This is a genomic window from Peribacillus sp. NJ11 (assembly GCF_030348405.1).
In the GTDB taxonomy this organism is placed as follows: domain Bacteria; phylum Bacillota; class Bacilli; order Bacillales; family DSM-1321; genus Peribacillus.
The window spans coordinates 1,853,994-1,867,757 of record NZ_JAUCFO010000001.1; the positions used below are offsets into that span (position 1 = coordinate 1,853,994).

A 13,764-nucleotide genomic window follows, 5' to 3' on the forward strand; every position below is an offset into this window, starting at 1 on the left:
AAAGGAGGATTACACGATGAAATTATCCACTCAATACTTTGGGGAAATCCATCAATTCAAATCGTTGAAAGAAGTCTTGGCCAAAGCGAATGAAGAGAAATCAGGAGATAGGCTTGCGGGAATTGCAGCAGAATCGGTCCAAGAACGGATTGCGGCGAAAGCGGTGCTTAGCGAATTGACTTTGGCAGACATTAGGAACTATCCCTTACTCTCCCCGGAAGAGGATGAAGTGTCACGGGTGATAGATGGTCTCATCAATGGAACCATCTATCAATCTGTGAAGAATTGGAGCGTTGCCGAGCTGCGTGAATATATTTTAAGTGACGAAACGACTGGAGAGGATTTAAAGCGAATAAGCAGGGGGTTGAATAGTGAAATGATTGCTGCTGCCGCCAAGTTGATGTCGAACCTCGACCTCATTCATGCAGCCAATAAAATCGAAGTGCTCACCAAGAATAATAGCACGATCGGATATAAAGGAACGCTTGCCTCGCGCCTTCAGCCTAACCACCCGACAGACAATGTGGATGGCATGCTCGCTTCTTTAAAAGAAGGCCTCTCCTATGGAATTGGGGATGCACTCATTGGAATCAACCCTGTCGATGACTCAGTCGAAAGCGTAAAGCGGCTGCTTCATGCGACACAGGATGTCATCCAGAAGTGGAACATCCCGACACAAAATTGTGTGCTTGCGCATGTGACCACACAAATTAAGGCCGTACAGCAGGGTGCACCTGCTGATATGATCTTTCAAAGCATAGCCGGAACCGAAACGGCCAATCGTTCTTTTGGAATTAATGTTCAATTGCTCGAAGAAGCCAATGAGGTGGCAAAGGCCTATGGGACCGGAACAGGTCCACAGCATCTTTATTTTGAAACGGGGCAAGGCTCCGAGTTATCGGCGGAAGCGCATTTCGGAATCGATCAGGTGACGCTTGAAGCAAGGAACTATGGATTTGCCCGCTATTTTGATCCGTACATTGTCAATACGGTCGTCGGATTCATCGGACCTGAATATTTATATAACAGCAAGCAGGTCATCCGCGCCGGGTTAGAAGATCATTTCATGGGAAAAATGCATGGCCTGCCGATGGGAGTTGATATTTGCTACACGAATCATATGAAGGCGGATCAAAATGATATCGAGGACTTGGGTGTACTTTTAACTGCGGCTGGCGTGAATTTCATCATCGCCACTCCGATGGGGGATGACTGCATGTTAAACTATCAGTCTTTGAGTTACCACGATATAGCGACTTTGAGGCAAACGATGGATAAGCGGCCTGCCCCCTTATATGAAGCTTGGCTGGAGAAGATGGGGATTATGGAAAACGGCAAGTTAACGAAGCGTGCCGGTGATCCAACGATATTTAACCATTAGGAGTGGATGATATGGGAATGAATAATAAGGAAGATTTGGATGCTTTGATGGCGAAAACCCCTGCGCGGATAGGGGTAGGCAGATCGGGAACACGGCCGAAAACGGATTCTTGGCTGAAATTCCGTTTTGACCATGCAGCAGCTGTTGATGCTGTATATGGTGAGGTCAGTGAAATTCTGTTGAAACGCTTGGATTTATTCAAGGTGAAAACGAAGGCCGATGATAAGGAAGTCTATCTGCGGCGTCCGGATTACGGCAGGAAACTTTCGGATGAAGCAAAGCGGGTGATAGAAGCCAAATGCATAAAAGCCCCTACGGTTCAGATCATCATATCCGATGGCTTAAGTGCCAAGGCGATCGAAGAAAATATGGAGGACGTCTATTTATCTTTCAAACAATCTTTGGCAGTGGCAAAACTGGATACAGGTACCCCTTTTTATATTGAAAAGGGCCGGGTTGCCGTGATGGATGATATCGGTGAAATCCTTGGACCTGAGGTCATTGTCCTGTTAATCGGTGAACGGCCTGGTCTCGTCAGTGCTGAATCATTGAGCGCTTATATTTGCTATAAACCTCGCTTGGGCACAATTGAAGCAGAGCGGATGGTCATTTCCAACATCCATAAAGGAGGAATCCCGCCCGTTGAAGCAGGAGCACATCTTTGCACGGTCATTCAAAAGATCCTCAAATACCAAGCGAGCGGCATGTCCCTCGTGAAGAAAGAACATGACGAAGAAAAGCGTGAAAAACTCGGTTGAAAATAAAAATGGAGGAGCGAATTACTCCTCACAGTTTGTCGGCAAACTCGCTTTATTCGAATTTGTCTACAGTTTGGGAGGAGCGAATTGCCCCTCTATTTACTTGTCCCTAAATTCCACAATCCAAATGGGTTATAGAAGGGATGGTCTTCTTCGTATCTAAAGTCCTGAAGGCCCGTCAATATGAAGTCGGGTGCGTCTTTTTGTATGCTAAAGGTTTCGCCATTCTTAAAGAGAGGTTGTTCACCTACATGGTAATAATTGAATGTGTTAAGTAGAGCAGCCGCCTCTTTCGGACTCATTGTGTTAAGTGTCACGGCATCCGGAAGACCAAAAGCTTTCATTCCGAAAGAACAATAATAATCCTCTTCACCGATGATCGTGACAAAATGGGCATATACCGAGAGAATATCGGGGCTATGATGAAGTTGTTGCCAATCTTCCTTTGAATGGGCAATGCCAGCTGTTTCTATTTTCACTGCCATTCCGCCTGCCCTAAGGATTGCTACACCGGCATCGATCAAATCTGAAACATTTCCGACATTGGATATATCAGCAATTATATAAACGGTAAAGGTATGGTCATTGATTTCCGCTAATAAACTCTCTGGAAAGGCGCCTTTACTGGCGTGGGAAAAGGTCTCTGTTAAAGTGGGTTCATAATCCTGGATCTCCGCCTGAAAAGTTATGTTCTTATCCTTGTTATGAAAAATATTCCCGGCTAACAGATACCCTTCGCTTTGGGAGGCTACCGTTTGAATCAATTCTGTCCGGTCCTTCCACTTTCCGGGTATCCCGATGATGATTTGGTTTTCCGTCATGAATCATCTCTCCTTTCCAATCACTTCATACTATACCACTCTTGATGTATTCCATAGTATTTTATAATATATGGCGCCAAGCCGTCGATTTAATGCCAGTGGTTGATGTGCAGACTTTTTCAAATTTATACAATTGATGTATAATATAATCTAGTAAACGTACTGTCTATCTTTAAAGGAATTCCCTTAATGGGTTTTCTCTTAGAGCAGTATCTTAATAATCAATTCGTATATATTCAATGATGAAAGAGAGTGGAATATAATGGGTCGTAAGTGGAATAACATTAAAGAAAAAAAAGCGTCAAAAGATGCAAATACAAGTCGGATTTATGCTAAGTTCGGACGGGAAATATATGTAGTGGCGAAACAAGGTGAACCAGATCCAGAATCCAATCAGGCATTAAGGGTCGTACTTGAGCGTGCGAAAACCTACAATGTTCCGAGAGCGATCATTGACCGTGCGATTGAAAAGGCAAAAGGCGGTTCGGAAGAAAGCTATGACGAACTTCGTTATGAAGGATTCGGTCCAAATGGTTCAATGGTCATCGTGGATGCATTGACAAATAACGTGAACCGGACGGCATCTGATGTACGTGCCGCGTTTGGGAAAAATGGCGGGAATATGGGTGTCAGCGGATCTGTTGCTTATATGTTCGACGCAACGGCTGTGATCGGGATTGAAGGTAAAACGGCTGATGATGTGCTTGAACTGCTTATGGAAGCGGATGTTGATGTACGTGACATCATTGAAGAAGAAGAATCGGTCATCGTTTATGCTGAACCTGAACAATTCCATGCTGTGCAACAAGCATTCAAGGATGCAGGAATCACCGATTTTACAGTGGCAGAACTGACGATGCTTGCACAAAATGACCTTACCCTGCCAGAAGATGCACAAGCACAATTCGAAAAAATGATTGATGCATTGGAAGATTTGGAAGATGTTCAACAAGTTTATCATAATGTAGATCTTGGAGAATGAAAAAACAAGCAGACCTTTGCTGTATGATCAAAGGCCTGCATATTTTGTTTGGATGCAAAAGAGCCTGTTCCGAATGACGAAACAGGCTCTTTCTTTTGATTATTCATTTATGGTGATTCTGGAAAGTTCACGGTCTTTCTTAACCTTTTCCAATTCCGAAATAGTGACAAGTTGATAGCCTTTGTCATGCAGTTGTTTGATGATTTTTCCTGCAGCCTGGGCGCTAGTTTGATAGATATCATGCATTAATATGATACTGCCATCTTTGGCTTTACTCATCACATTGTTCACGATTTTCTTTTCATCGCGTTCTTTCCAATCTTCGGGATCGACATCCCAGAGTATGACTTTCATATCCTCCATGTATTCACGCGCATTATCGTTAATCGCTCCATATGGGGGACGGACGAGATTTGGCCCAGCACCTGTAGCTTTTTCTACAGCGTCTTGGGTCTTTTCGATTTGGCCTTTGATTTTGTTCTTGCTTAAGCGCGTCAGCTGCGGATGGTCCCATGAATGGTTGCCGATCTCATTTCCTTGCTGCAGCATTTTTTGCAGAACTTCCGGATAGTGCTGTACGCGGCTTCCAAGCACGAAAAAGGTCGCGTGTCCATCATACTTGTTCAGGTCTTCAAGAATGGACATGGTATGACTTGGATGCGGCCCATCATCGAACGTCAAGGCAATGACCTTTTGTGTTGGGTCAATCCATTCCTTTTGCTCGGGCAGTTGGGCGACGATATGTTTCGGCTGCCATTCCTTTACACGATCCTCATTCAAATCTTCACTTTGATATGAATCTAGCAAACTATCTTTAAAAAGTTCCTTCTTGATGGCTATTGTATGGGTCTTAGTTGAATCATCAGTCTTAACGTAGAATACAAGCGTATTTTTCAAGACTGAGAAAGAATTGAAGTTGGCCGCTTTCAGTTTGTGTTCCTTTTTAATAAGACTCTTTGAAATGCCTTCTTCTTCCTTCTGCGTTAACTCTTCAAAAACAATATCGGATAAAACGGATAAATAATCAGTATCCGTGGCAAAGATGTCTTTTATGGAGAGCTTTTGCTGAGATGGAACATCATAAGTGAAGATCCGGGATTCAGACTGCTTCTTTCCTTCCACTTGTTCATATTTATCGAAGGAAATCGTAATGGTCTGCTTGCTGAAATGGAGGATCGTATATGTGAGGTTTAGCTCGGATGCTTTTCCGTCGGATGCTTTCCATTTCTTTTCATAATTCTTAATTTCTTTCTTTATGTAAGCTTCTAGTTGCTTGTCGATATTTTCTATATGCAGAACGGGTCTGCTGGCTGAATACCCGCCTTTCGTATTATCTTTCACATACGTTTGAATATCAGCTTCTGGGTAATTTTTATCGTTTGTATAGGCCGAAACGGTTCGTTTCTTATCAAAAGCAAGACTTTTGATGGCTAACCCCATCGTTCCCACTGCAGCTGTTAGACAAAATAGAAAAATAAAGACTTTTTTATAATTTAGTTTCCTCATGATGCATTCCACCTCGATAATCATTCTACTATATAGACGCGCCAAAAGCCTTAAAAGTTTGTAAATATTTTCATTTTTTTATATAAAGATATTTCCTTGATCAAATTCAAACTTTTATGGCTGCACGAACGTCTATCCTTTGTACCTAGGATACGTAATTTAAATGTAAGGAGCTCTATCATGCAATGAAAAATCTAGATATGAATCAATTAATAACGGACCGGATAACCGAACGGCAAGAAAATTTGTACAGACTTGCTTTTTACTATGTCAAAAATCAAGAGGATGCGCTTGATATCGTGCAGGAATCGATCAGGAAAGCGCTGGCCTCCAGCAGCAAAGTAAAAGACGCTGCTTCTATAGATAGTTGGTTATATAAAATCATCGTCCGAACGGCACTTGATGTTTTGCGAAAGAAAAAGAAGCTGACAGTCGCCGATGACGAAACAATAGAGTACTTACGCAGCGGTGAGGAAGATCACTACGCTGACCTGGATTTGCAAAAGGCCCTTGAAGGACTTTCGGTCAAGTATAAAACGGTAGTCATCCTTCGTTTCTTTGAGGACCTGAAGTTGGAAGAGATAGCGGAAGTGCTGGAAGAGAACGTAAGCACGATTAAAACAAGATTATATAAAGCGCTGCAACTATTGCGGATCAACATGACTGAACGGGAGGAAACGAAAAGATGGAAAAAAAATTAAAAGATCTACGGGAAGAGTATCTTAAAACACCGATCCCAAAGGAATTGAAAGATGTCGTTCAAGCCGCCTTGAATGAAAGGCCAAGGAAGAAGCCAAGGGTTGGCAGGAATATCCTGGTGTCAGCAGCTGCAGCGCTTCTGATTGTGACAGCTTCCGTAAACATCAGTCCGGCAGTGGCGAAAGCCATGAGTGATATTCCAATAGTCGATAAGGTCATCGACGTGATCACCTTCGTCGAATGGAAAGAAGAAGCGAATAATTCCTCGGCAGTAATCAAAACACCTGCTATATCCGGTCTGGAGAATAAACAGCTGGAAAATAGCTTGAATGATAAATACTTATCGGAAAGCAAGCAGCTCTATAAGGAATTCTCGGATTCCATGTCAAAACTTAAGGAAGGGGAAAAGGGTAATATCTCGGTGGAAAGCGGGTATGAGATATTGACGGATAATGAAACGATCTTATCCGTACGACGTTATACGGATAAGATCCAGGCTTCTAGTTCTACAGAAAGTCAATTCGATACAGTCGACAAGAAAAACGAAGTACTTTTAACGTTAAATAGCTTATTTAAAGATGATCGTTATCTCCAGGTGATCAGTGAGAACATAAAGGAACAGATGAAAAGGCAGATGGCTGAAGATCCGGAAAAGATATATTGGGTCGAAGATGATGATTTTACTGCTTTTAAAGGCATAGATGAAAACCAAAACTTTTATATAAACGAAGATGGCAAGCTAGTCATCGCCTTTAACAGCTATGAAGCTGCCCCGGGATATATGGGGGCCGTCGAGTTCATCATCCCGACAAAGGTGCTAACAGATCTTCTTGTGGGCAATCAATATATCCATTAAAACGAACTTATTTGTAAGGTGCTTTAATCATTCTTATGACGGGCGGGATGGTTTTAAAACGGGGACCCCGCAATGCCCATAAAAAAGGACGAACCAACGTTACTTGATTACAGTAACCTTGGCTCGTCCCTTTTTTCATCGAATTTCATCTGATCCAGTTCCAGCCTCATTTTTTCCGTCTCCATAAGAAAGTTTGCATGTTTAAGTTTTTCAAGTTCCAATTCATCTTTGAGCATATTGTGTTTGGTTTTTGACTGTTTTTCGAAATGGGTTGTCAGTATGCCGAGTATAGGGATGGAAAAAATCATCACGACGGTTATGATACCGAGCATTATTGTGCCTCCTCATTTTTGTGTTATTTCTATTATACGGTGACCATAACGGTTTTGGTTGGGGTTTTGCGTTTTCCTTTTTTGACTTTCATTTAATTGGTAAATGGTTACTAATGAGGTATTAAACGTAATATCATTCGTGAAGTTAGGGCAATATATCATTGATGGCGCTTCCTATTGAATGGTGTTTTTTTCCGGAGGATTCGCAGTGTTACTTGCATGGTGAAAAGCCATTATTATTTACTTTGAAATTAATTATTTAAATATACTAAATATTTGTTTACAATAGAGAAAATAAAATGTTATTATACAATAATAAAAGGAGGACTGGGTATGGCAACGATAAATAAACAGAAAATTGTGGATAGTGTACCTCAAAAAGGCTTTTTTGGAAACCCCAAAGGACTATTCACCCTTTTCTTTACTGAGTTCTGGGAGCGTTTCTCCTATTATGGCATGAAGGCCATTCTTGTTTACTATATGTATTATGAAGTTTCTAAAGGGGGACTAGGTCTTGATGAAACCACAGCCCTTGCCCTTGTATCCATTTACGGATCTTTAGTTTATATGTCCGGTATAATAGGTGGCTGGTTTGCCGATAGGATTTTTGGGACTTCCAAAGCTGTATTTTACGGTGGTATCTTGATTATGCTCGGGCATATTGTCCTTGCTGTACCAGGCAGTCTCTCCATGTTCTTTGTTTCAATGGTTCTTATTGTACTGGGTACTGGTCTTTTAAAACCAAATGTCTCCAGCATCGTTGGGGAAATATACGCAGAAAATGACGAGCGCCGGGATTCCGGTTTCAGTATATTCTATATGGGTATCAACATGGGTGCATTCCTTTCACCGTTTGTTGTCGGTACAGTCGGAATGGACTACAGCTTCCATCTTGGTTTTGGACTTGCAGCAATTGGTATGTTGATTGGACTCATCGTCTTTGTTGCAACAAAGAAAAAGAACCTGGGCCTGGCTGGAACCCTTCCTGCTAACCCATTATCACAAGGTGAAAAGAAAAAAGTATTCACTAAATTTGGAATAGCTGCATTGATCATAGCTGCCATCATTGGCATCACTGCTTCTGCAGGCATCTTAACGATTGAAACCTTCATTAATCTTGTAGGTATCCTTGGTATCGTTATTCCGACCCTTTATTTCATTTTCATGTATCGCAGCCCGAAAACGACTTCTGTTGAACGTTCACGCTTGATTGCCTATATTCCTTTGTTTATAGCAGCTGTCATGTTCTGGGCGATTCAAGAGCAAGGTGCAACAATATTAGCAAGCTATGCAGACAAACGGACACAGTTGAATTTTGCTGGAATAGAAATAAACCCGGCATGGTTCCAATCATTGAATCCTTTGTTCATCATTACCCTTGCACCAGTATTCGCATGGTTATGGATTAAACTAGGAAAGCGCCAGCCGACCATTCCTCAAAAATTCTCAATAGGTTTATTGTTCGCTGGTTTATCATTCTTGGTTATCCTGCTTCCTGTTTATTTCGGTGGATCAGACGCATTAGTCAATCCACTATGGCTTGTACTTAGCTATTTCCTTGTAGTACTTGGAGAGCTTTGCTTATCGCCAGTTGGACTTTCTGCCACTACTAAATTGGCTCCAGCTGCATTCTCGGCACAAACGATGAGCCTGTGGTTCCTGGCAAGTGCAGCGGCACAAGCACTGAACGCACAAATCGTTAGATTCTACACACCTCAAACTGAAATGGCTTATTTTGGAGTGATCGGTGTTGCTTCAATCGTCCTTGGACTGGCCCTGATGGCCTTATCACCAAAGATTCAAGGTTACATGAAAGGCATTCGCTAACACTTAGCAAGCAATAAAAGAAAGATGACCTCCAAATTAAAAAGGGGTCATCTTTTTTTCATTTTTCGTGCCCTCGAAAATTCCCGAATGGGTGCTATATCGATTTTTATTTGAGGTCGTGATTCAAACCTTTAACTTTTTTTTAATAGGATCCACAGTGAACACTAAGACAAAAAACAAAATAATCTTGGAAATGGGCCCGATATCGAAGATAAAAAAAATACAATATCCTAAAATGAAATATATCGAAAATAGAATACCTAAGTACAATCTATTTTTCATTTAACCCTCTCCTTAGCTGAGTGTCCATCCCAATTCTAAACAAAATGGCATTGCCTGGCATTTTTAACATTAACAGCTGACATTAGTAATCCATAATAAACTAAGTTTCAACTTGATAGATTCCAAAAGAGAGCAGTGGAATTTCAGAAATGATACGGTTGCCATAAAGAAATAAGCTAATATGAAAAAAAGAGCATCCTTTATAGGATTGCTCTTTTTTCCAGTTGTAAGAACCTTTTCCTTTTTTGTTTTTAATAATACGGGTGGAGGGGGCAAACGCCCAACGCATTCGGCTATTTGTCATTTCACCAATGGTTTTTTTTATTGGTTGTAATCGTTTTAGTCATTGTATATATTCCTGTTTTCATAGATTATCCGAACTAAATGGACTAGCTTTGCACACCTTTGTTTTTACTCGCAATCATTGAAGCCACAATTGCAAAGGGAAGTAAAAAGAAAGCAAGTATTCCATATCCAGCTCCTTCAAACCCTCTGATGTTCACAAAACCAATGTAAAACAAAATAATTGACGCTATAACCGTTAATATGCCTGGTAAAAGCCTTACAAATAAAGATAAATGTAATTTCCTAAACCACCACGCCAAAAGTATTACTAACATCCCAGGGACACAAGCAACCAGGAGGGGAAATCCCAACATCATTTTGTAACCTCCTTAAAATCATTATGTAAAGAATACCATAATTAGTAAATTTTCTCTTTTTTATTTAAGGAGTGAAAAAGACAGCAGGAGGTCACCTTCTTGGATGTATGAGGGAGGAAAACAAAAAAGATAAACGTAAAGGTGAGGTAAATTAAATTCTTAATATTTGTGTACAAACAAAGTTCACTTACATTAGTGATCGGCCTTTTTCTTATCAAGATCTCCAAATAGCCAACTAAAAAGTAAAATAAATGCTACGAAATAGAATGCATATCCTAAATTCCCTGACCACTTTATCGGTTGGCCACTGAAGTATTGCAGACCAGAGTTAGCAAGAAACATGAGTATGATACCCACTATAGAACTTATGAAAAATCTTTTCTTTGTTATCGCCATACTGCAAATCCACTCCTTTGCTTATCCAGTTTACAATAAATATCCAATCATTTACATCAAGGATTATTAAAATTAGTCCATTAATGGTGCGTAATGAAGAAGCGGATAGGGATGAATGTTATATTCATATCGCACTCGATTTTTTAAAAGACAGGAGGTAAAAATGAAACGTTTACTTGGAATATGCATATCCATGCAAATGACCTTCGTGCTGCTTTTTATCTCGGGGATTTACTCCAAAGTTGAATTCCTATGTTGGAGCCAGCATTTATTTGATCATTGGGTTTGCAAGTCTGGTGATCAGCTTATATTTAGCAGGTAAGAAATTTCTCTTGGGCATTTCGTTTATTGCATTCATCTTTTCCTTGCTTATCATTTGTTTCACCATTTTCATTTATTTCTTGCCTGAAGCCGGGATGCCGCCGGAAATCCCTTTGTTTGAATAGGTGACTTCATCCAAAATTCAAGCGAAAAAAAGGGCATCCCATTGAGGGTGCCCTTTTTAATTCCACATCTTTTTGAATCAGTTTGCTGCTGGGATCAATCCTTTATGAATGGAGACTTCCTGAATGGCGCGGTAGACGGTTTCGACCATGAAATCGAGTTCCTTTTCTGACATGGAAAGGATCGGCATCATCGTGATGACTGGACCAAGTTCCCGGATGATCAGGCCATTTTCCCGTGCTGTATGGATGATTCCGGAAACGACATTCTCTTGGAGGGTGAACGTTTCTTTTGTTTGGCGGTCTTTAACGATCTCCACTCCAATCATGAAGCCGCGCTGGCGGATATCGCCGACTATCGGAAGTTCGTATAGCGCTTGCAGTTTTTCGGATAGGTATTTTGATTTTTTCTGGATGTCTTTAATGAGATTGCGGCTTTCCATTAGCTCGATATTCTTCAGGGCCAGTGCACAGGCTAGCTGATTTCCTGTATAGGTGTGGCCGTGATAGAAGGTTTTATGTTCTTCCCGTTCTCCCAAGAAGGATTGAAAGATCTGCTCGTTCATGATGGTTGCTGCGAGTGGCATATATCCCCCAGTGATCCCTTTGCCCATACACATGATATCAGGAACGACATCTTCCTGTTCGCAGGCAAACATCGTTCCGGTTCGACCGAATCCAACGGCCACCTCATCACAAATTAAGAGGATGTTGTACTTTCTGCATAATTGTTCGACTTCTTTCAAAAAGCCTGCCGGATGGGTTATGATGCCTGCCGCGCCCTGCACAAGCGGTTCGATGATCAATCCTGCAATTTCCTCTGATTGTTCTTGCAGTAACTTCTCCAGTTCCTTCAAGCAATGGTTTTTCACTGCTTCTGGATCTCCATACTCAGTCATGTGATAGGCATATGGTGAAGGGGCGGAAATCCGTTGAAATAAGAGTGGCTTAAAGATTCTATGGAATAGATCCATTCCGCCAACACTCACGGCACCGACAGTATCGCCATGGTATGCTTCGTCAAGGGAGACGAATTTGTTTTTATTCCGATGCTTGACGGGATCGATGTTCTGCCAATATTGATAAGCGACTTTAAGGGCGATTTCCACAGCAGCAGATCCCGTGTCAGAGTAGAAGACTTTCGATAAATGACCAGGAGTGATCTCTGCAAGTTTTTTTGCCAGTAAGATCGATGGTACATTTGCAGATCCCAGCAGTGTGGAGTGCGCGACCTTATTCACTTGTTCAATAAGGGCGCCGTTTAATTCCGGCTCGTTATGCCCGTGCACATTCACCCATAATGAAGCATAGCCGTCCAAATAGCGTTTGCCATCCACATCAATCAAGTAGCTGCCTTCCCCGCGCTCGATGATCAGCGGTTTACTTTCCCGATACGTTTTCATTTGTGTGAACGGATGCCATACATATTCCTTATCCCATTGCTCTAAATCCTGACTGTTCATGCTTGGAACACCTCTTTCAGTTGTTGGGTATAATCTTGATCATCAAGTAAATCAAGGATGCAGATCCTCAAGTCTTTTCTAACATCCGCCAGTGTTGGGATGCAGGCGAGGCCATTCAGCCCTGTCAGCTTTTCAATGGTTTCGATATTGTCTTTATGAATCCGATCCTCTGACCGGTAATGGTTATACAAAATGGTTTTCACGCATATATCATGGATTTGGGCATACGAATGCGTCGTCACGACATTATGAATCGCGCCTAAACCACTTGTAGATACGAATACGACAGGCATGCCGCAATCTCTTATGAAATCCGTCGTCATATAGAAACCGTCGGATCGTTCAATGAGCGGGACAGCCAATCCGCCAGCACCCTCGACTAATACGATGTCATACATTTCCTCAAGTTCATGAACCCTTTCCACGACTTTCTTCTCATCAATTTGCTTTCCGGTCAATTTAATCGCCAAATGTGGGGAGGTTTCAGGTTCCAGTGTGTAAAACCCTGATTCCTTTACACCGAGTTCCTGCTCAAACCAAGATATGTCCGGGTATGTATTGTTTTCCTCGTTGATTCCAGTTTGAAATGGTTTGAATATCGTGACGCTTTTTCCCAATGTTTGAAGAGACAGATAGAGTGCGCTCGTGACGATGGTCTTTCCAATATCCGTGCCAGTTCCGGTTATAAAGTAGGCTTGGCCCATGGATGATTCAGCTCCTTCACGTTTATATATCTTGCAATGCGCGGACGTACTTGTTGAATGATGACAGCACATATAATGCACAGCAGTAGATCACCGGGGACAGGTAATAAGAAGCCGTAAAGAATCGTTTGGTTGATTGAAAGCGGCGTTTCCACAATCCACTTCATTGCACCATAAAGCCAGATGCAGCCGAAGAAGTACACAGTCAGTAAAGAGGCGGCATTAGCAAAGAATATGGAACGAATCGTGGTGAGGGAAAACCGGTTGATCAGCCATCCATTTACATAGGCTCCCAGTATATATCCGAGCAAATAGCCGAAAGTGGGTTTGAATATATAGCCGAATCCCCCGCCTTCAGCAAACACGGGCACCCCGATAAGTCCGATCATGACGTAGCATAGCTGACTGAGCAATCCAAGACGGGGGCCCAATAATGCGCCTGCCAAATAGACTGCCAGAATTTGAAGTGTGAATGGTATGTAAGGGATAGGTATTTTAATAAAGGCGCCAATTGCGGTTAACGCGGTAAAAAGGGCCACATAAGAAATCGTCCTTGCTTTCAAGGTTTTCACCTCCTTTTTTAGAAATGATAGGCGAAATGCTCACTATTAGTTTGCCTGATTCCCATTTTATATGTCAACTAATTTATTAT

13 protein-coding genes and 1 pseudogene are annotated in these 13,764 nt (G+C 41.8%); 7 read left to right on the forward strand and 7 right to left on the reverse strand.

Annotated features, from left to right (window positions below):
• The first annotated feature begins 16 nt into the window (after positions 1-16).
• Positions 17-1,381, forward strand: coding sequence for an ethanolamine ammonia-lyase subunit EutB (locus QUF86_RS09165; protein ID WP_289314695.1), 1,365 nt, complete (start codon positions 17-19; stop codon positions 1,379-1,381).
• 32 nt (positions 1,382-1,413) lie between these two features.
• A pseudogene (gene eutC / locus QUF86_RS09170) lies at positions 1,414-2,139 on the forward strand (ethanolamine ammonia-lyase subunit EutC); the annotation flags it as partial.
• 95 nt (positions 2,140-2,234) lie between these two features.
• On the opposite strand, the gene QUF86_RS09175 reads toward eutC, so the two are convergent.
• Positions 2,235-2,960, reverse strand: a complete 726-nt coding sequence (locus QUF86_RS09175) for a DUF4261 domain-containing protein (protein ID WP_289334100.1) — start codon at positions 2,958-2,960, stop codon at positions 2,235-2,237.
• Positions 2,961-3,222: 262 nt separating this feature from the next.
• Here QUF86_RS09175 and QUF86_RS09180 point away from each other — a divergent pair, with 262 nt between their 5' ends.
• A complete protein-coding gene (locus QUF86_RS09180) occupies positions 3,223-3,942 on the forward strand; it encodes a YebC/PmpR family DNA-binding transcriptional regulator (protein ID WP_289314697.1) in 720 nt (239 codons plus the stop codon).
• 99 nt (positions 3,943-4,041) lie between these two features.
• Here the strand turns inward: QUF86_RS09180 and QUF86_RS09185 are convergent, their stop codons facing one another.
• Positions 4,042-5,448, reverse strand: a complete 1,407-nt coding sequence (locus QUF86_RS09185; RefSeq protein ID WP_289334101.1) for a polysaccharide deacetylase family protein — start codon at positions 5,446-5,448, stop codon at positions 4,042-4,044.
• A gap of 185 nt (positions 5,449-5,633) precedes the next feature.
• Between QUF86_RS09185 and QUF86_RS09190 the strand changes: the two genes are divergently transcribed.
• A complete protein-coding gene (locus QUF86_RS09190) occupies positions 5,634-6,149 on the forward strand; it encodes an RNA polymerase sigma factor SigV (RefSeq protein ID WP_289334102.1) in 516 nt (171 codons plus the stop codon).
• The gene (gene rsiV / locus QUF86_RS09195) at positions 6,134-7,003 is read left to right on the forward strand and encodes an anti-sigma-V factor RsiV (protein WP_289326669.1); all 870 of its coding nucleotides are present in this window, start codon (positions 6,134-6,136) and stop codon (positions 7,001-7,003) included. The genes QUF86_RS09190 and rsiV overlap by 16 nt, the downstream gene beginning before the upstream one ends.
• A 107-nt stretch (positions 7,004-7,110) precedes the next feature.
• On the opposite strand, the gene QUF86_RS09200 is transcribed toward rsiV, so the two are convergent.
• The gene (locus tag QUF86_RS09200; RefSeq protein ID WP_289314701.1) at positions 7,111-7,335 is read right to left on the reverse strand and encodes a hypothetical protein; all 225 of its coding nucleotides are present in this window, start codon (positions 7,333-7,335) and stop codon (positions 7,111-7,113) included.
• A gap of 333 nt (positions 7,336-7,668) precedes the next feature.
• On the opposite strand from QUF86_RS09200, the gene QUF86_RS09205 reads away from it, so the two are divergent.
• The gene (locus QUF86_RS09205; RefSeq protein WP_289314702.1) at positions 7,669-9,162 is read left to right on the forward strand and encodes a peptide MFS transporter; all 1,494 of its coding nucleotides are present in this window, start codon (positions 7,669-7,671) and stop codon (positions 9,160-9,162) included.
• Between the two features lie 671 nt (positions 9,163-9,833).
• Here the strand turns inward: QUF86_RS09205 and QUF86_RS09210 are convergent.
• On the reverse strand, positions 9,834-10,106 hold the full coding sequence (locus tag QUF86_RS09210) for a YesK family protein (RefSeq protein WP_289334103.1): 273 nt from the start codon (positions 10,104-10,106) through the stop codon (positions 9,834-9,836).
• Between the two features lie 638 nt (positions 10,107-10,744).
• On the opposite strand from QUF86_RS09210, the gene QUF86_RS09215 reads away from it, so the two are divergent.
• On the forward strand, positions 10,745-10,948 hold the full coding sequence (locus QUF86_RS09215; protein WP_289334104.1) for a hypothetical protein: 204 nt from the start codon (positions 10,745-10,747) through the stop codon (positions 10,946-10,948).
• Positions 10,949-11,025: 77 nt separating this feature from the next.
• Here QUF86_RS09215 and bioA read toward each other — a convergent pair whose 3' ends face one another.
• Genes bioA through QUF86_RS09230 form a run of 3 tightly spaced genes read right to left on the reverse strand, consistent with a single transcriptional unit; the run spans position 11,026 to position 13,675 of the window.
• On the reverse strand, positions 11,026-12,408 hold the full coding sequence (gene bioA, locus QUF86_RS09220; RefSeq protein WP_289334105.1) for an adenosylmethionine--8-amino-7-oxononanoate transaminase: 1,383 nt from the start codon (positions 12,406-12,408) through the stop codon (positions 11,026-11,028).
• Positions 12,405-13,112: a dethiobiotin synthase gene (gene bioD, locus QUF86_RS09225; protein ID WP_289314707.1), complete on the reverse strand. Its 708-nt coding sequence runs from the start codon at positions 13,110-13,112 to the stop codon at positions 12,405-12,407. Before bioD ends, bioA begins: the two co-directional genes overlap by 4 nt.
• Positions 13,091-13,675, reverse strand: a complete 585-nt coding sequence (locus tag QUF86_RS09230; RefSeq protein ID WP_289334106.1) for a biotin transporter BioY — start codon at positions 13,673-13,675, stop codon at positions 13,091-13,093. The genes bioD and QUF86_RS09230 overlap by 22 nt, the downstream gene beginning before the upstream one ends.
• Positions 13,676-13,764 lie beyond the last annotated feature (89 nt).

Coding starts and splice junctions, on each gene's coding strand:
- bioD (WP_289314707.1), bottom strand. CDS start 13,112: ATGGGCCAAGCCTACTTTATAACCGGAACTGGCACGGATATTGGAAAG.
- bioA (WP_289334105.1), bottom strand. CDS start 12,408: ATGAACAGTCAGGATTTAGAGCAATGGGATAAGGAATATGTATGGCAT.
- rsiV (WP_289326669.1), top strand. CDS start 6,134: ATGGAAAAAAAATTAAAAGATCTACGGGAAGAGTATCTTAAAACACCG.
- QUF86_RS09205 (WP_289314702.1), top strand. CDS start 7,669: ATGGCAACGATAAATAAACAGAAAATTGTGGATAGTGTACCTCAAAAA.
- QUF86_RS09200 (WP_289314701.1), bottom strand. CDS start 7,335: ATGCTCGGTATCATAACCGTCGTGATGATTTTTTCCATCCCTATACTC.
- QUF86_RS09175 (WP_289334100.1), bottom strand. CDS start 2,960: ATGACGGAAAACCAAATCATCATCGGGATACCCGGAAAGTGGAAGGAC.
- QUF86_RS09210 (WP_289334103.1), bottom strand. CDS start 10,106: ATGATGTTGGGATTTCCCCTCCTGGTTGCTTGTGTCCCTGGGATGTTA.
- QUF86_RS09165 (WP_289314695.1), top strand. CDS start 17: ATGAAATTATCCACTCAATACTTTGGGGAAATCCATCAATTCAAATCG.
- QUF86_RS09185 (WP_289334101.1), bottom strand. CDS start 5,448: ATGAGGAAACTAAATTATAAAAAAGTCTTTATTTTTCTATTTTGTCTA.
- QUF86_RS09190 (WP_289334102.1), top strand. CDS start 5,634: ATGAAAAATCTAGATATGAATCAATTAATAACGGACCGGATAACCGAA.
- QUF86_RS09180 (WP_289314697.1), top strand. CDS start 3,223: ATGGGTCGTAAGTGGAATAACATTAAAGAAAAAAAAGCGTCAAAAGAT.